Source organism: Yoonia sp. (genome assembly GCF_017854415.1).
Lineage (GTDB): Bacteria > Pseudomonadota > Alphaproteobacteria > Rhodobacterales > Rhodobacteraceae > Yoonia.
Genome location: NZ_JAFMHR010000004.1, coordinates 1 through 16,161, shown reverse-complemented (window position 1 = coordinate 16,161; position 16,161 = coordinate 1). Strand labels below are relative to the sequence as shown.

The window sequence follows — 16,161 nt, the reverse complement described above, 5'->3', positions numbered from 1 at the left end:
TCTTGGGTTTGGCTTTCATCTTTAAGGTCCGCGTACATCGACCTGATCCTATCAAGTGGATCAATGCATGGCGCGCGAAGCCTCATAGTGACGAGTAAGGCAGTTGAGGCGTACTCAAGTCTCGACAAACAGCCTGTAGCCTGTCAATCAGGCCGAAATCACGTACCAGACCCTGATATGCCACATATAGTGGTATTCATATTGACCACTTTACCAAGGAAAACGCATGACCGACCGCCTGATATATCTGCCTCTTGGGGGCGCCGGCGAAATTGGCATGAACGCCTATGTTTATGGCTATGGCGCACCGGGCAAGGAACGCCTGATTGTGGTCGATTTGGGTGTGACGTTCCCTGATATGGACAGCACACCGGGTGTTGATCTGATCCTGCCGGATATTGCATGGCTCGAGGCGCGCAAAGCGCAGATCGAAGGTATCTTTATTACTCACGCACACGAAGACCATGTGGGCGCAATTGGGCACTATTGGGAACGTCTGGGCGCGCCTGTTTATGCGCGGGCTTTCACGGCCAATATTGCGCGGCGCAAGCTGGACGAACATGGCCATCCCGCAAGTGTGGTTAAAGTTGTTGGCGTTTATCCCGAAGTGATTACTTGTGGTCCGCTCAAGGTGTCATATCTGCCAATCAGCCACTCGATCCCTGAAAGTGCAGGCCTTTTGATCGATACGCCAGAAGGCCGGGTGCTACATTCTGGTGACTTCAAGATCGACGAAACACCGATTGTTGGTGATCCGTGGAACGAAGCTCTGTGGGAAGAAGTCTCCAAAGATGGTGTCAAAGCCCTGATTTGTGACAGTACTAACGTGTTTTCACGGGATGCTGGCAGGTCAGAGGCATCAATTGGTGATGCAATCGCTGATATGATGAAACAAGCGGGCGGCATGGTTGTCGCGACCACGTTTGCGTCGAACATCGCGCGTTTAAAGACATTGGCTATGGCCGCCCAAAAGGCCGACCGTTCCGTCGTGCTATTGGGTCGTGCAATGCGCCGGATGGTCGAAGCCGCCACTGAAGTTGGTATTTTGACCGGATTTCCGCCTGTTGTGTCCCCCGAAGACGCGCTGAACATGCCGCGCGAGAACGTGATGCTGTTGGTCACCGGCAGCCAAGGCGAACGCCGTGCGGCGTCTGCGCAATTAGCACAAGGGTCCTATTTGGGCCTGAAGTTGAAAGATGGGGATACGTTTCTGTTCTCTTCCAAGACAATTCCCGGCAATGAACGCGGCGTGATCCGTATCATGAACCAGTTGTCTGAACTGGGCGTCGACGTGATCGACGACGCGGGCGGCAAGTACCACGTATCGGGCCATGCTAACCGTCCCGACTTGCAGCGCCTGCACCAGATTGTGAAACCACAAATTCTGATCCCGATGCACGGCGAGCACCGTCATTTGCGCGAGCACGTGAAACTGGGTGGCGAAAGCGGGCTTGCGGGCATTGTCGCGGTCAATGGTATGATGATTGATCTGTCGGGGAACCGCGCGACTGTTGCCGAGTATATCGAGACCGGCCGGACCTATCTTGATGGCTCTGTGCAAGTGGGTGCTATGGATGGCATCGTGCGTGACCGTATCCGCATGGCGCTGAACGGGCATATGATCGTGACGCTGATCATCGATGAAAATGACGAACCGCTGGGTGATCCGTGGGTTGAAACCTCTGGTCTGGCCGAGACAGGGCGCAACAATGCCGCCTTGGTTGAAGTTGTCGAACAGGACCTGAGCCAGTTCATAAACCGCGCCAACGCCAAGACGTTGCGCGATGATGTGAAGCTGGAAAAAGAGCTTAAGACGATCGCTCGACGTTCTGCGCAGGGCGAGATTGGTAAAAAGCCCGAAGTGACTGTGATCGTGTCGCGGTTAGGCGCATAAAAAAAGGTCGGGGATAATACCCCGACCTTTTTTGATTCTAGTTTGCATAAGCTAGGATTAAGCCCGACTTTTTAGTCTTTCGCCCGATCTGCAAAGCTTAATGCGATAAACGTTGGCGTATCGTCACCCATACCAACAACTTTTGGTCCGTTATCACGGCGGTCGTTTCCACGTCCACGGCCACCGCGCGCACGCTCTTCACGTGGTTTTTGTGTGTGCTCGGGTTTAGGTTGGGGTTTCGCTTCTGCTTTGACTTCGGGTGCAGCAGCAGGTTTGGCTTCTGCGACCTTTACATCTTCGACCTTCGGCTCTGGCTTGCGGCGATTGCGTGTGCGCTTTGGCTTGTCGTCGGTCTTTTCAGCTTCGGACGGGGTTGCAGGGGCAGGGGCCGCTGATTTGCCCATTGGGCTGTCCAAGCGGGGAATCGTCGTCTTGACCAAACGTTCCACGTCCTCGAGGTTTTTCTCGTCGCGCGGCGTGCAGATCATGATCGCGGTGCCAGAGCGTCCAGCGCGACCGGTCCGGCCAATGCGGTGCACATAGTCTTCGGCGTGGCTGGGCACATCGAAGTTAAAGACGTGTGTCACAGCCGGAATATCCAAACCACGCGCCGCGACATCAGAGGCCACAAGGATGCGCAATTCGTTGTCGCGGAATTTATCCAGCGTCTTTGTGCGGTGGCTTTGGTCCAGATCGCCATGGATTGGCGCGGCCTGATAGCCCCATTTATTCAATGACTTAGAGACAATATCAACGTCGGATTTGCGGTTGCAAAAGATAATCGCGTTTGTGCAGGCGTCGCCTTCGGCGTCGATCAATTTCCGTAGCAATTCGCGCTTTTCAGTCGGTTCTTTGGGTTTGGCAGAGGCTTTGAACATCACAACACCTTGCTTGATGTTCACGTTCGTTGTTGCCGCACGGGCCACTTCAATTTTTGCAGGATTCGACAGAAATGTGTTTGTGATCCGCTCGATCTCTGGGGCCATTGTCGCACTAAAGAACAGTGTTTGGCGGGTGAATGGCGTGCGCTTGAAAATTTCTTCGATGTCGGGGATGAAACCCATATCGAGCATCCGGTCGGCTTCGTCGACGACCATGATTTTCACATCGGTTAGAATCAATTTGCCGCGCTCAAGGTGGTCCAACAAACGGCCAGGGGTCGCGATCAGCACGTCCACACCCTTGTCGATCAGTTTGTCCTGATCTTTGAAGCTGGTGCCGCCAATCAACAAGGCTTTCGTCAGTTTGGTGTATTTGGCATAAGCATCAAAGTTTTCAGCAACTTGTGCAGCCAATTCGCGTGTTGGTGCAAGGATCAATGACCGTGGCATGCGTGCGCGTGCCCGCCCGCGGCCCAGCAGTGTAATCATTGGCAGTGTGAAGGCAGCGGTTTTGCCAGTACCTGTCTGGGCGATACCTAAAACATCGCGGCCTTCAAGGGCGGGGGCAATCGCGCCGGCCTGAATGGGGGTAGGTGTGTCGTAGCCTGTTTCAGCAACGGCCTTGAGAACCTTGGCGTCAAGGTTCAAATCAGTAAACTTAGTCATATACGTCCTATGTCTGCGGATCGGTCCGCAAAGGTGAAAGGACGCTTGTTCAGCGCGTCCTGCGTCAACAGCCATTTTTGGCTGTGATTGCAGCTAACTTAATTGCTGCACTGCGTCAAGAAGTCCCCCTAGCCAAGCGGTGGATCACCGCGCCTTTGTTGCTGTTTCGCGCATCAATGCAAGGCGGCGGAACACAGTGCCGTCATCCTGGTTCAACAATTCCAGCAAATGTCGCACCAGAGGGCCGATCATTGGTGTCGTATTCGCATCGCGCCAAATCGGGGCAAGCAAGTGCGCCTCAAGATCGCCATTCAGGACCGAGAAATCTTTCATTCCCATTGGAAGGGGCGCTTTGTTGCGGTCTTCGATGCGGAAAGGCTTTTGCGGGGGACGGCCGGAAAAGCACCGTTCGGATTCGAAGATTTTCATGAGCGAAAACAGAATGTTCAAACGTGCGGCAAGGTTTCGGTCAGCTTCTGATTGGCCGTGTTCAGCAAAGGTGATCACCGCTGATATTAACCAACGTGTGGGCAGGTTGTTCAATAGCCATTCTTCTTGCTCGGCCCACATACGCATAAACAACGCAGGTGCTGCGTCAGGATAGGTATGCTTGCGCAGGTGCGACACCAAAAGCCCATGTAGCAATGCCAATTCGCAATGGCCCGCCAGTTCGCCCAGCAACATATGCCGTTTCTTGGCAACGCGGCTGAGACCTTCGGGACGCGGCAAGGTTTGGGCTGGTAACGGCTGATCTTTGAGCAATTCGAAATCCACGTCGTGTGGTGGCAGATCAGGTCCGGTTAGCAATGCGCGCCGTTTTTGGTATTGCGGGACAAGTGATCCGATACCGTCTTGGAATGTTTGGGGTGGCTTGCGCACGAATGGCCTCTTGGTGATTTGAATGTGACGTGTCGCTATGACTATTCATGACGGGTCTTGGAAATGGCGTCCAGTACCTGTTGAAACAGCGTCGCGGGGACAGTGCCTTCGTATCGCCCGCGCCGCCCGAAAACCCGCAGTGGCAAACCCGTGCGGGCGGCGTGTCGAAAGCTTGCCTCGGTCATGTTGATGACGCCAATTTCTGCTCTTTGGCAGCCGTCGATGCAGTGGGTCATCAGTCGGTCGTGTCTTTTGTAGTCTAATCGGACATCGCCGGATTACATCGCGTTGATGATTGGCCCATTGGGGACGCGGCGCCGAATGTTAGTGAGCACACCAAAGGCGCGCTCGCCGTCGCGTGCGATAGAAACTGGTCGCACGGTCATGGTTGCTTTGTTGTCGCGAAAAATCTCGTGTTCGGAGGTGACAATTTGGGCAAACCCGGTCCAGCTATCGGTGCCTGCGATCACGCCTTGGCGCGGCGCGCAGGCCCCCAATCCGAGTATGATAAAGAAAAGGAAACGCCACATGACGTACCTTGCCTGCATGATGGTTAACGAATGCTTAAACCATCATCTCTTTTGTTGCGGTCAAGGTCACATCAGGATAGTCGCGCCCAACGCGGTCAATGTCCCACTGCAGCCGTGTCAGATAAACGGTGTCGCCGTCATTGTCAGTCGCGATATGCTGCTTGTTGGCATTGACGAACTTGTCGACAGCAAGCTGTTCGCCTGCCACCCACCGTGCAGAGGTGAATTGTGACGGTTCAAACCGGACGGGCAGGCCGTATTCCATCTCGATCCGGCTGGCGAGGACTTCGAATTGCAGCGGACCAACAACGCCGACGATAAAGCCAGAGCCAAATGTAGGCTTAAAGATTTTGGCGGCCCCTTCTTCGGCAAATTGCATCAATGCTTTTTCAAGATGCTTGGCCTTCAGTGGGTCACCTGCGCGGCAGGTTTGTAGCAATTCCGGCGCAAATGACGGGATGCCTGAAACGCGGATTGCTTCGCCCTCGGTCAATGTATCGCCGATACGCAATTGGCCGTGGTTGGGGATGCCGATGATATCGCCAGCCCATGCTTCTTCGGCCAATTCGCGATCAGCTGCTAAGAACAAAACAGGGTTTGTGATCGACATTTGCTTTTTTGACCGCACATGGGTGAGCTTCATGCCACGTTCAAAATGTCCCGAGGCCAGCCGCAAAAACGCCACGCGGTCGCGGTGCTTTGGGTCCATGTTCGCCTGAACCTTGAACACGAATCCTGTGACGTTCTTTTCTTCAGGTGCGATGTTGCGCGGTGTGGCTGTCTGGATTTGCGGTTCCGGTCCATAGGTCGCGATCCCGTCCATCAGTTCCTTGACTCCGAACGAGTTCATTGCAGAGCCAAACCAGATCGGCGTCATTGATCCGTTTAACAGTGCTTCATGATCAAGCTTGGGCAGCAATTCTTTCGCCATCTCGATTTCTTCGAGGAACTTCTCAAGCAAATGAGCGGGCACATGATCGGCGAGTTTTGGATCATCAAGACCGCTGATCTGGATGCTTTCGGCGATCTTGTTGCGATCCGCACGGTCCATCAATTCCAGTCTGTCGCGCAGAATATCATAGCAGCCGATGAATTCGCGACCGACACCAATTGGCCAAGAGGCGGGTGTCACGTCAATCGCAAGGTTCTCTTGTATTTCATCAATGATTTCAAATGTATCGCGGCTCTCGCGGTCCATCTTGTTACAAAATGTCAGGATCGGTAGGTCGCGCAAACGGCAAACTTCGAACAGTTTTTGCGTCTGGCTTTCCACACCTTTGGCACCGTCGATGACCATCACAGCGGCATCGACTGCGGTCAGTGTGCGGTACGTATCCTCGGAAAAATCAGAGTGACCGGGCGTGTCCACCAGATTGAAACGGTATTTGCCGAAATCAAACGACATCGCAGAGGCCGAAACCGAAATACCGCGATCCTTTTCCATCTGCATAAAGTCTGACCGCGTGCGCCGTGCTTCGCCCTTGGCGCGCACCTGACCCGCCATCTGAATAGCACCACCATAAAGCAGGAATTTTTCAGTCAGCGTCGTCTTGCCAGCGTCGGGATGCGAGATAATCGCAAAGGTCCGGCGGCGGGCGATCTCGGGGGGAAGGGGCGGGCGATTTGTCATGGATCACGCTTTATGCGCTTGGGCGCAAAAGGGCAATCGCGGTGCTGCGCTTAACGAAAGTTTTGGAAAGTCTTGCTAGGACTAAGCAATGATTGGGCGTGTTTTAAATTGCATCATATTTGTTTGTTTGGGTTTGTGGCTTGCCGCATGCGGCGGTGGCGGCGGCAGCGGCGCCACAGGCGGTGGCAACGTCCCTGCACCCGATCCACGACTTGCGCGACTTGATACCTATCAAGCGCAAATACTGCGCGTGCTTGGCGATCCCAGTGCCGGTGTATCTGCCATGCCGCTGACATCCGTTGACGCGATCCCGATTGAAGGCACTGTGTCTTTCGTAGGCGCGGCCACGATCCGTGTTGAATTGCAGGCTGCGCCCTTGGTGCTGTACGGCGATGCGGCACTCGATCTGGATTTTGCCACGGGAATAGTGAACGGGTCTTTGGTGAATTTCTTTGGGGCTGCGCCGCAAGGTCGCGTTGAAAATTATCAAGGCGAAATCACTGTGGCAGGTGACCGGATCGCGCAGAATACGACACTTGATTACAGTGGAACTTTGCAGACGTCAGGTCAGGTGCTGGGATTTGATGGAACGCTGGATGCCTTGTTTTTAGGCACTTCGGTCGCGGCGATTGCTGCCTCTGACTTAGAGGCCGCTGTTGATCACAACGGAACCTGGCAAAGTGCCACCGTAATTGTGATTGGCGAGGGGGCCGTCATACCGCCGCCCGACCCGCCGCAAGTATCACCCTAACGCGATGACGCTTTGCGCAATAGCGCTGCGGCCTTGGCAAGCGGGATCAGGTTGTCTTTGACCTCGTAATCAAGATGGGCGCGGTGGCCATGATGAAGGGCTGCCATGCCGTCGGGCAAAGCACCACGGGTGTGTGGATCGACAAGGTGGGACTCAGCGGCGATCCCTTCGGCGTAGATGATGTGATGTTGTTCAAAAACCAGTTGGAAGTAATCAATAAAGCCGCCGCGTTTGCGCAGCACGGTCGCATGATCCACCAAATGGCGGGCCTTTATAAGTACTTCTGCGCGACCAGCGCCCAAAGCGTCGTCGCGTTGGTAGATAAACAGGCGGTGGTCGGCGCGCACGACCAGATCATTGTCATTGTGCAACGCACCTTTTTTGATCACTACAGGTGCAAAGCTTCCGGTGGCGCGTAAAGTTGCTTGGCCTATGCATTTCACGGGCTGGCGGCCTGCGTCGCGGGTCAAGACCATGTCACCGGCCTTCAAGGTCTCGATTTCACGCATAGCGCCATCGGCCATCGTGATTCGTGTGCCGCGCGCAAATGATCCGCTTGCGGCCTCTGCAAAGCGTTTGGTGGCGGTGTGACGGGCAATCCCGACCAACCTGTAGTCAACCATCGAAAGCATTTCACCTAGTGGCAATACATAAACCTCGGCAACCATGTCGTCTTGGATTTCGACCAGTATCAAGGCCTCATAGGTGCCGCCATCAGGGGCCATCAGGGTCAGGCAGCAGTCCAGATGCACGACATTCTGGGACTGATCCAAGCGGCGCAACCCGTCCGGTCCAGAGAGCACTTCAAGCGCGTGCAATGGGCTGCATGCTTGGACTTGAAATACATCATCCATCACTAATTCATCGGCGAACGATATCTGCTCGCCTTTCATAACGCCGTCGCTGGCGATCACATCGCTGGCGACAAAAACATCGATCGTGAGGGGGCGTTGTTCCATAGCTTGGGGTTACACTGCCTTTGGCCGCGCGCCAAGTATGAACGAAAAAGGCGCCCAGTCGTTTGCCCAACGCGTGTTGCAGTGCTAGATCGCAAGGCGAAGTCTTAACATAAGGAAAGCACCATGGATCTTGGTATCAAAGGAAAGCGCGCATTGGTTTGCGCATCGTCAAAGGGTTTGGGGCGCGGATGTGCGGAAAGCCTGGCCGAAGCGGGCGTAAACCTGGTGCTGAACGCGCGCGGTGCAGACGCTTTAGAGGCAACCGCAGCAGAGATTCGTACCAAATACGGTGTTGATGTTGTGGCCGTTGCTGCCGATGTCGCAACCGAAGAAGGGCGTGCGGCATTGCTCGCAGCAGCTGGTGACGTGGATATTCTGGTCAATAACGCAGGCGGGCCGCCTCCTGGGTTGTGGTCCGATTGGGACCGCGATGATTTCATCGCTGCCCTTGATGCGAACATGCTGGCCCCGATTGCGCTGATGAAGGCCCTGATGCCCGGCATGATCGACAAAGGCTGGGGACGTGTCGTCAACATCACGTCAGGTTCCGTCAAAGCGCCAATTCCGCAGTTGGGTCTGTCGAACGCAGCCCGCGCAGGTCTCACGGGATATGCCGCAGGGACTGCCCGTCAGGTGGCGCAGTTTGGCGTGAACGTGAACAACATGCTGCCAGGCATCCACGCAACCGACCGCGCGGTCAGCCTTGATACAGGCGTTTCTAAGGCGCAAGGCATCGACATGGCAGCAGCAACCGCGCAGCGCCAAGCGACAATTCCAGCACGCCGCTATGGCACGAAAGAAGAGTTCGGCGCGATGTGTGCATTCCTATGTTCGCAGCATGCTGGCTTTATCGTTGGTCAGAACATTGTTCTGGATGGCGGCGCGATCAACGCGACTATCTAAAGACTGCTGACGTTGAAAGCGGGCGGCAGCAACGCTGCCCGCTTTTGACTTGTGCTGACCTTGCTCTGCCGCCCATCTGTTGTTAGGTGCGCTATACCCAATTGTTTTCGTCAGGGATATTGCTGTACCCATGCTTCCCCCCCGCCTTGAGATCAAAAATATCGTCAAAGACTTCGGCGGCCGCCGGGTTGTTGACGATGTAAGCTTAACTGTGATGCCTGGGCAGGTGACCTGTTTGCTGGGACCTTCGGGGTGCGGAAAATCCACGACACTGCGGATCATTGCCGGGGTAGAGCAACTTGACAGTGGTAGCATCCATGTGGACGACGCATTGGTGTGCGACGGTGACAATCAACTACCACCAGAGGCGCGGCATATTGGTCTGATGTTTCAGGACTTTGCGCTGTTTCCGCATCTGACGGTCGCGCAAAACGTGGCCTTTGGACTAAAGGGCGGCAAGGTCACAGACCGTGTGCATCTGTTGCTTGAAAAGGTGGGGATGACTGCGCATTTCAATGATTACCCAGACCAGCTTTCGGGTGGTGAACAACAGCGCGTGGCTTTGGCGCGGGCACTGGCCCCCAGGCCGCGTATCATGTTGATGGACGAACCTTTTTCAGGTCTTGACGATCGCCTGCGCGACGATATCCGCGATGAAACGCTTGAAGTTCTGAAAAGCGAAGGCACCGCCGTTTTGCTGGTCACGCATGAACCCGGTGAGGCGATGCGCATGGCTGATGAAATTGCGCTCATGCGGAACGGCAAGATCGTTCAGCGTGGCGCACCCTACAACATCTACAACGCGCCCGTCGATATAGAAGCATCGGCTTTCTTTAGCGATATCAATGTCATCAAGGGTAAAGTTCAGGGCGCTTTGACGGATACGCCCTTTGGTCAGTTTCTTGCGCCTGGCGTGCCGGACGGGACTGACGTCAATATTGTCATTCGTCCGCAGCACTTGAAAATCGACTTTGATCGCGGCGGACGCGGCCCCAACCCGACGCCGGCAGATGGTACCGCCGCGCGCGGTGTGGTTGAGCGTGCACGCTTCATGGGAGCGTCCAGTCTGGTTGAATTTCGTATGGATTTCGATGGCTCGATCCTCAAGGCTATTATCCCGTCAGTGTTCTTGCCCAAGCTCGGTATGCCGCTTTGGATTATGATCCGTAGGGATCGCTGTTTTGTGTTTCCCGCAAAATAGCGGCACATAGGTAAATCGAAACAATTGCGCGATCCTTTATTTGTGCGCCACGCTGTCCGCATTGACACACAAAGGATATTGCGATGCTTGATCCAAAAGCCGTGACCCTGACGACTATGCGCGTCAGGTTGCAGGGCAATAACCTTACTTTAGCCGTGCCGCACGTCCGCCGCGCCGCTTGGTGACTTGACCTGCGCGCGACGGTAGTTCTGCCATAACAAATTGGCGTGCCTCGGGGGACATCAGCGACCAGGCGCCAATTTCATCAATCGATCGCAAGCAGCCAGTACAAAGGCGGCTTTCCGCGTGGATCACGCAGATTTTGATGCATGGGCTTTCGATTTCTTGGCGTGTCCAGATGTGATCTGTGTTCTCGGTGCTCTTCACGAATTCGCCCTCATATGTGCCATGCGGTCTAACATCCCTTGCAAGATATAGCCCGCGGCAACGTGATCAATAACCTCCGCGCGACGTTTTCGCGACGTATCCGCCTCAATTAATGCGCGTTCGGCTGCGACGGTCGACAGGCGCTCGTCCCAATAGGTGATCGGCAGGGGGGTGAGACGTTCCAGATTGCGCGCGAACGCGCGGGTCGCTTGCGCGCGCGGGCCCTCTGATCCGTCCATATTGCGGGGCAGGCCTAGCACGATACCAGTGACCAAGCGGCGCGCCGTGAGATCAAGCAATTTGACTGCATCAACCCCGAATTTCTTGCGTTTGATCGTCTCGGTGGGGGTTGCCACACCGCGCAGCACATCCGAGATCGCGACCCCGATCGTGACGGTTCCCAGATCAAGTCCGGCCAACGCCCCCATTTGCGGGATTTCAGCCACAAAGCTTTCGGGGGTTTCGCATATCATTCGTCGAGTACGCCGGCATCGCGTGCCGCATTTGTCAAGATTTCCATGCCGCGCATGCTGCTGACAAAGACCTGCTGTGCTTCGGTCCAGACGGCACGTGCCGCGTCAAGTTCACCCAACACGCCGTAAGCCCGGATCAAACGCGCCCAGTCTTCGGCAGGGCCACCGTCGCTGGCCAAGCGTTCGGCAAGTCCTGAAACCATGCCTCCGATCATGGCGTTCCGGTCTTCGGCGGACATTTCTGACGCGGCATCCATCTGTTCAAACGAAGGCCCGCGCGCCTCTGGCACGGCGTATTCGACACCAGCGCGAAAAGCGGCGCCGCTGACTTGGGCGCGCGCGCTTGCGATGTGGAAATTGTTCGGGTCACCGGTTTCGATGATGTCGCGCCAGAACCGCAAGGCCAGATCAGGCCGGTCGGTTTGATTATAAAGTGCACCCAAATAGTAACGCGCAGCAATGTTGCCGTTGTCACGGTTCAGGATATTGCGGATCAATTGCTCTGCTTGTGGCGAAACCAGGCCACCCGCAGCAACCACTTTGAGGTCAAGTAAGCGTTCATAGTCAGAGACTAGCGCGGCGTTCCCTTTGATCGCGATGGCTTGCTCTTGGGCATTTGCGGCGCCTGCGTAGTTCCGTAATTCGACCTCGTGAAAGGACAGTCTTTCCCAAGCCTCTAGGTCATCAGGGCGTGTGGGTGCGATAATACGCAATTGATCGATCGCGGCGACATAGTTTTCGGGCAGATCGACAGGGGGCGGGGCGGGTGCTGCGGCCTCGAGTTCCGCCTGATCGGGGCGATTTGCGCGCATTTCTTCGCTGGCTGCAAGGCGGGCGTTCAGGGGCATATCGCCGTAACCGGGTGCGCCAAGGCTATAGTAAAGGCCAAAGCTAAGGACTGCGGCAATGCTGACGATAATCAGTGGCGTCAGGCGCGCGGGGGCTGCAGCGCCTGCTTGGGGTCGCGCTTCTTTGTTGGCGGCCAGCAGGCGACGGGCAATCTCTGCGCGCGCGCGTTCTGCCTCGTCCGCGGCAAGCAAATCACGTTCAAGGTCGCGGTCAATTTCGGAGAGCTGTGCGCGGTAGATTGCAATATCGGGATTGTCATCGCCAACCGCTTTGGGCCGCAACAGCGGTGTTACAATTAACACCAAGACAACAAGCGTCATAATCGCACAAACAAGCCAGAAAATCATCGGTCCTCACATCCTTTTGTCATGTTCACATAACCACCCGTCGCCTTGGTGAAAAGGGGCAGTGGCCTGATCGGAAATGATGTAGCCGGTTCCATGTCGTAAAATGCCAGATATACGCCGCTGTCAGTATCCACTTGGAGCGGCGTCCAGTCCAGATATGATGCAGGCGAGTGCACCGCCGCGCCTAAGGATTCTGGACCCCCGATGAAACGATACTCCGCCTTTGCTATCGCCCGCGAAGCCATGCGCAACCACACCGGTTGGGACCGCGCATGGGCAAAACGTGAGCCTAAAAAGAAGTACGATGTGATCATTGTGGGCGCAGGCGGGCATGGCTTGGCGACGGCATACTACTTGGGCAAGAATTTCGGGATCACCAATGTGGCGATCTTGGAAAAGGGCTGGCTGGGCGGCGGTAACACGGGACGGAACACGACGATTATCCGCTCGAATTATTTGCAAGACCCATCTGCGGCGATCTACGAGAAATCCCGATCGCTTTACGAGACAATGTCCCAAGACCTGAATTACAACGTGATGTTCAGCCCGCGTGGCGTGATTATGCTGGCCCAAACCCAGCACGAAGTACGCGGCTATAAGCGCACAGCGCATGCCAATGCCCTGCAAGGTGTCACAACCGAATGGATTGATCCCGCACGCGTCAAGGAACTGTGCCCGATCATGAATATCGACGGCCCGCGCTACCCTGTTTTGGGTGGTCTGTGGCAAGCGCGCGGCGGCACAGCACGCCATGACGCGGTCGCATGGGGCTATGCCCGTGCGTGTTCGGACATGGGTATGGATGTCATTCAGCAATGCGAAGTCAAAGGTGTCCGCCAAGAGAACGGTAAAGTCGTCGGCGTTGATACTACCAAAGGTTCAATTGATTGCGATAAGCTTGGTTTGGTTGTTGCTGGGCACTCTGGTGTCATGGCGCAAATGGCAGGCTTTCGTTTGCCGATTGAAAGCGTAGCACTTCAGGCGCTGGTGTCAGAGCCAATCAAACCGGCGATGGATATCGTCGTGATGGCCAACACAGTGCACGGCTATCTGTCGCAATCTGACAAAGGCGAAATGGTCATCGGTGGCGGCACTGACGCCTATAATAACTACACGCAGCGCGGATCATTCCACCATATCGAGGAAACCGTGCGCGCCTTGGTCGAAACCTTCCCGATGTTGGCACGCCTGAAAATGCTGCGTCAATGGGGTGGGATCGTGGACGTCACCGGCGACCGTTCGCCCATCCTGTCCAAAACACCTGTCGACGGTATCTTTGTAAACTGCGGTTGGGGCACTGGCGGGTTCAAGGCAATCCCCGGGTCCGGTTGGGCCATGGCCGAGTTGATCGCCAAGGGGCAATCCCCGCTGACCGATGAATTCAGCATGTTCCGCTTCCGTGAAGGCAAATTTATTGACGAAAGCGTCGCGGCTGGGGTGGCACACTGATGCTTTTCTCAATTCAAAACCATACTTCAAAGGCTCAAACATGCTGATCCTGCATTGCCCATACTGCGGCGTTGATGCCGATGAAACTGATCTTCACGCAGGTGGCGAGGCGCATCTCAAGCGCGAAGGCCCTGCATCTTCGGACGAGGATTTCGAGGATTACCTGTTTATGCGCGAGAACCCCAAAGGCGTGCATTTTGAACGTTGGCGTCATGGATATGGCTGCGGCAAGTGGTTTCTGGCCGCCCGTTGCACCAACACCCTAGAAGTGTTTGGCACCTATCCAGCCCAAACGCTGGAACCACCACAAGACATCAAAGACAAGATTACGGCCAAGCGCCCCGGTTGGTCTTGGGGGAATTTCCAATGAGCACCCGTTTGGCAAACCACGGTCGATTGATCAACAAAAACAAGGCCGTGTCCTTTACCTTTAATGGCAAGCACCTGCGCGGGTTCGAGGGCGACACGCTGGCCTCTGCATTGCTGGCCAATGATCAGATGTTGATGGGGCGTTCGTTCAAATACCACCGCCCACGCGGGGTTGTGGCCTCTGGCGCAGAAGAACCCAACGGGTTGGTAAATTTGGGCAAGGGTGCGTCTTTTGAACCCAACGCACGGGTGACCACGACCGAATTGTTTGACGGCCTAACGGCTACGTCGCAGAACCACTGGCCCAGCCTTGAATTTGATGTGGGTGCGATCAACACGCATCTTTCTCGGTTCTTGCCTGCTGGCTTTTATTATAAAATGTTCATGTATCCGCGGTCATTCTGGAAACATGTGTACGAGCCGATCATTCGCAAATCCGCAGGTTTGGGCAAAGCGCCCAAAGACCGCGACCAAGACACGTACGAGCATTTTCATGCGACCGTCGATGTTATGGTTGTTGGCGGCGGTATCGCGGGTCTTGCTGCTGCACACGCCGCTGGTGCGCGCGGTGCGCGGGTTTTGTTGGTTGAGCAGACCGCCGATTGGGGTGGCCGCGCTGTCGTCGACACGCCGACGATTGACGGTATGCCTGCGCAAGACTGGATTGACGCGACAGTTGCTGCCCTGAAAGATATGCCAAATGTTGATCTGCGCATACGTTGTATGGGTGCAGGCGTTTACGACCACGGCTATGCATTGGCCTATGAAAGGCTGACGGATCACGCCCCTGACACGGATGGCCCACGCCAACGGTTGTGGCGTGTACGAGCCAAGCAGATTGTGACAGCCACAGGTGCAATTGAACGCCCTTTGTCATTTGCTGCCAATGATTTACCCGGCGTTCTTCTTGCGTCGGCTGTACGCGACTATGTGGTGAACTTTGGCGTATCTCTGGGGGATCGTACGGTTGTCGTGACGAATAATGATGATGCCTACCGCACTGCGATCATCTTGAAAAAAGCGGGCCTTGATGTGCCTGCTATCATCGATGCCCGCACAGATGTAGAGGGCGACTTGATCGACGAGGCCCGCGTTCTGGGCATCCGCGTTGAACTGGGCAAAGGCATTGCGAAAGCCAAAGGTGGCAAGCGTGTCACTGGCGTGGCCCTTTGTGCACAAGCGGGCGAAGGTGCAGTTCTGGAAGAGATCGCCTGCGACTGCGTGGCGATGTCTGGCGGGTGGTCCCCTGTGGTGCACTTGTGGTCCCATTGTGGTGGCAAGCTGAACTGGGACGCTGACCAAGTGATGTTCCGCCCCGATCCAGAACGTGCGCCAACAGGTCACGACGGGCCGCCCTTTGTAATCACTGCAGGCATCGCTAATGGGCATCTGTTTACCGCAGAGGCTGTCAGCGATGGCTGGGCTGCTGGACGAGCGGCGGCCAAAGCTGCAGGGCATTCAAAGCGCGGCCCACAATCGCCTATGGGCGAAGACGCTGCCGAAGGACCGATTTCACCCGTGTGGTTAATGCCGCAAGGTGCAAGCCATGCGCTGCGGTCAAAGGCATGGTTGGATTTCCAAAACGACGTCAAGGTTTCGGACGTGGAATTAGCCGCCCAAGAAGGCTTTGAAAGTGTCGAGCATACCAAACGTTACACCACGCTTGGCATGGCGACAGATCAGGGAAAGTTAAGCAACATTAATGGTTTGGCGATCCTTTCTAAATCATTGAATGCCGATATTCCGAATGTGGGCACAACGACGTTCCGCCCTCCTTATACGCCGATCTCAATGGCTTCGATTGCGGGTGTGGCAAGGGATGAATTGTTCCAACCGCTGCGCATGACGCCGATTTCGGAATGGTCCAATGAAAACGGGGCAGACAATGAACCTGTTGGCCAATGGCGCCGTCCGTTCGCCTATGTGCGCAGCGGCGAGAGCGTCCACGATGCAGTCAACCGCGAGGTCAGGAATACCCGTGAGAACCTTGGTT

The 16,161-nt window shown here is 55.6% G+C and carries 16 protein-coding genes; 7 read left to right on the top strand and 9 right to left on the bottom strand.

What is annotated here, in order from left to right; translation table 11 throughout:
* Nucleotides 1-226: 226 nt before the first annotated feature.
* Nucleotides 227-1,894 carry a ribonuclease J gene (locus tag QZ197_RS01035; protein WP_296429349.1) on the top strand — a complete coding sequence of 556 codons (1,668 nt, stop codon included), beginning with the start codon at nt 227-229 and terminating at the stop codon, nt 1,892-1,894.
* Nucleotides 1,895-1,965: 71 nt separating this feature from the next.
* Here QZ197_RS01035 and QZ197_RS01030 read toward each other — a convergent pair whose 3' ends face one another.
* The 5 genes from QZ197_RS01030 to QZ197_RS01010 form a co-directional block, all read right to left on the bottom strand.
* Nucleotides 1,966-3,441, bottom strand: coding sequence for a DEAD/DEAH box helicase (locus tag QZ197_RS01030; RefSeq protein ID WP_296429348.1), 1,476 nt, complete (start codon nt 3,439-3,441; stop codon nt 1,966-1,968).
* Nucleotides 3,442-3,585: 144 nt separating this feature from the next.
* Entirely contained in the window at nt 3,586-4,320 is a 735-nt protein-coding gene (locus QZ197_RS01025; protein ID WP_296429347.1) for a hypothetical protein, read from the bottom strand.
* Between the two features lie 41 nt (nt 4,321-4,361).
* The gene (locus QZ197_RS01020) at nt 4,362-4,556 is read right to left on the bottom strand and encodes a hypothetical protein (protein WP_296429346.1); all 195 of its coding nucleotides are present in this window, start codon (nt 4,554-4,556) and stop codon (nt 4,362-4,364) included.
* Between the two features lie 42 nt (nt 4,557-4,598).
* A complete protein-coding gene (locus tag QZ197_RS01015; RefSeq protein WP_296429345.1) occupies nt 4,599-4,850 on the bottom strand; it encodes a hypothetical protein in 252 nt (83 codons plus the stop codon).
* Between the two features lie 34 nt (nt 4,851-4,884).
* A complete protein-coding gene (locus QZ197_RS01010; protein WP_296429344.1) occupies nt 4,885-6,480 on the bottom strand; it encodes a peptide chain release factor 3 in 1,596 nt (531 codons plus the stop codon).
* A 133-nt stretch (nt 6,481-6,613) separates the two neighbouring features.
* On the opposite strand from QZ197_RS01010, the gene QZ197_RS01005 reads away from it, so the two are divergent.
* Nucleotides 6,614-7,231: a hypothetical protein gene (locus QZ197_RS01005; protein WP_296429343.1), complete on the top strand. Its 618-nt coding sequence runs from the start codon at nt 6,614-6,616 to the stop codon at nt 7,229-7,231.
* Here the strand turns inward: QZ197_RS01005 and QZ197_RS01000 are convergent.
* Nucleotides 7,228-8,190 carry a Hint domain-containing protein gene (locus tag QZ197_RS01000; RefSeq protein WP_296429342.1) on the bottom strand — a complete coding sequence of 321 codons (963 nt, stop codon included), beginning with the start codon at nt 8,188-8,190 and terminating at the stop codon, nt 7,228-7,230. The two genes, QZ197_RS01005 and QZ197_RS01000, sit on opposite strands and share 4 nt — an antisense overlap.
* A 123-nt stretch (nt 8,191-8,313) precedes the next feature.
* Between QZ197_RS01000 and QZ197_RS00995 the strand changes: the two genes are divergently transcribed.
* The gene (locus QZ197_RS00995; RefSeq protein ID WP_296429341.1) at nt 8,314-9,093 is read left to right on the top strand and encodes an SDR family oxidoreductase; all 780 of its coding nucleotides are present in this window, start codon (nt 8,314-8,316) and stop codon (nt 9,091-9,093) included.
* Nucleotides 9,094-9,223: 130 nt separating this feature from the next.
* Nucleotides 9,224-10,294: an ABC transporter ATP-binding protein gene (locus tag QZ197_RS00990; RefSeq protein WP_296429340.1), complete on the top strand. Its 1,071-nt coding sequence runs from the start codon at nt 9,224-9,226 to the stop codon at nt 10,292-10,294.
* Nucleotides 10,295-10,438: 144 nt separating this feature from the next.
* Here QZ197_RS00990 and QZ197_RS00985 read toward each other — a convergent pair whose 3' ends face one another.
* The 3 genes from QZ197_RS00985 to ccmI are packed head-to-tail and all read right to left on the bottom strand — an operon-like array spanning nt 10,439 to nt 12,350.
* Nucleotides 10,439-10,681: a DUF1289 domain-containing protein gene (locus QZ197_RS00985; RefSeq protein WP_296429339.1), complete on the bottom strand. Its 243-nt coding sequence runs from the start codon at nt 10,679-10,681 to the stop codon at nt 10,439-10,441.
* On the bottom strand, nt 10,678-11,154 hold the full coding sequence (gene ruvX, locus QZ197_RS00980; RefSeq protein ID WP_296429338.1) for a Holliday junction resolvase RuvX: 477 nt from the start codon (nt 11,152-11,154) through the stop codon (nt 10,678-10,680). The genes QZ197_RS00985 and ruvX overlap by 4 nt, the downstream gene beginning before the upstream one ends.
* Nucleotides 11,151-12,350, bottom strand: a complete 1,200-nt coding sequence (ccmI, locus tag QZ197_RS00975; RefSeq protein ID WP_296429337.1) for a c-type cytochrome biogenesis protein CcmI — start codon at nt 12,348-12,350, stop codon at nt 11,151-11,153. Before ccmI ends, ruvX begins: the two co-directional genes overlap by 4 nt.
* Before the next feature lie 204 nt (nt 12,351-12,554).
* Here ccmI and QZ197_RS00970 point away from each other — a divergent pair, with 204 nt between their 5' ends.
* From QZ197_RS00970 to QZ197_RS00960, 3 genes are all read left to right on the top strand, one after another.
* Entirely contained in the window at nt 12,555-13,799 is a 1,245-nt protein-coding gene (locus tag QZ197_RS00970) for a sarcosine oxidase subunit beta family protein (protein ID WP_296429336.1), read from the top strand.
* 40 nt (nt 13,800-13,839) lie between these two features.
* Nucleotides 13,840-14,169 carry a sarcosine oxidase subunit delta gene (locus QZ197_RS00965; protein ID WP_296429335.1) on the top strand — a complete coding sequence of 110 codons (330 nt, stop codon included), beginning with the start codon at nt 13,840-13,842 and terminating at the stop codon, nt 14,167-14,169.
* The coding region (locus QZ197_RS00960; RefSeq protein ID WP_296429334.1) for a 2Fe-2S iron-sulfur cluster-binding protein at nt 14,166-16,161 on the top strand (1,996 nt) is incomplete at its 3' end. The genes QZ197_RS00965 and QZ197_RS00960, both read left to right, overlap by 4 nt.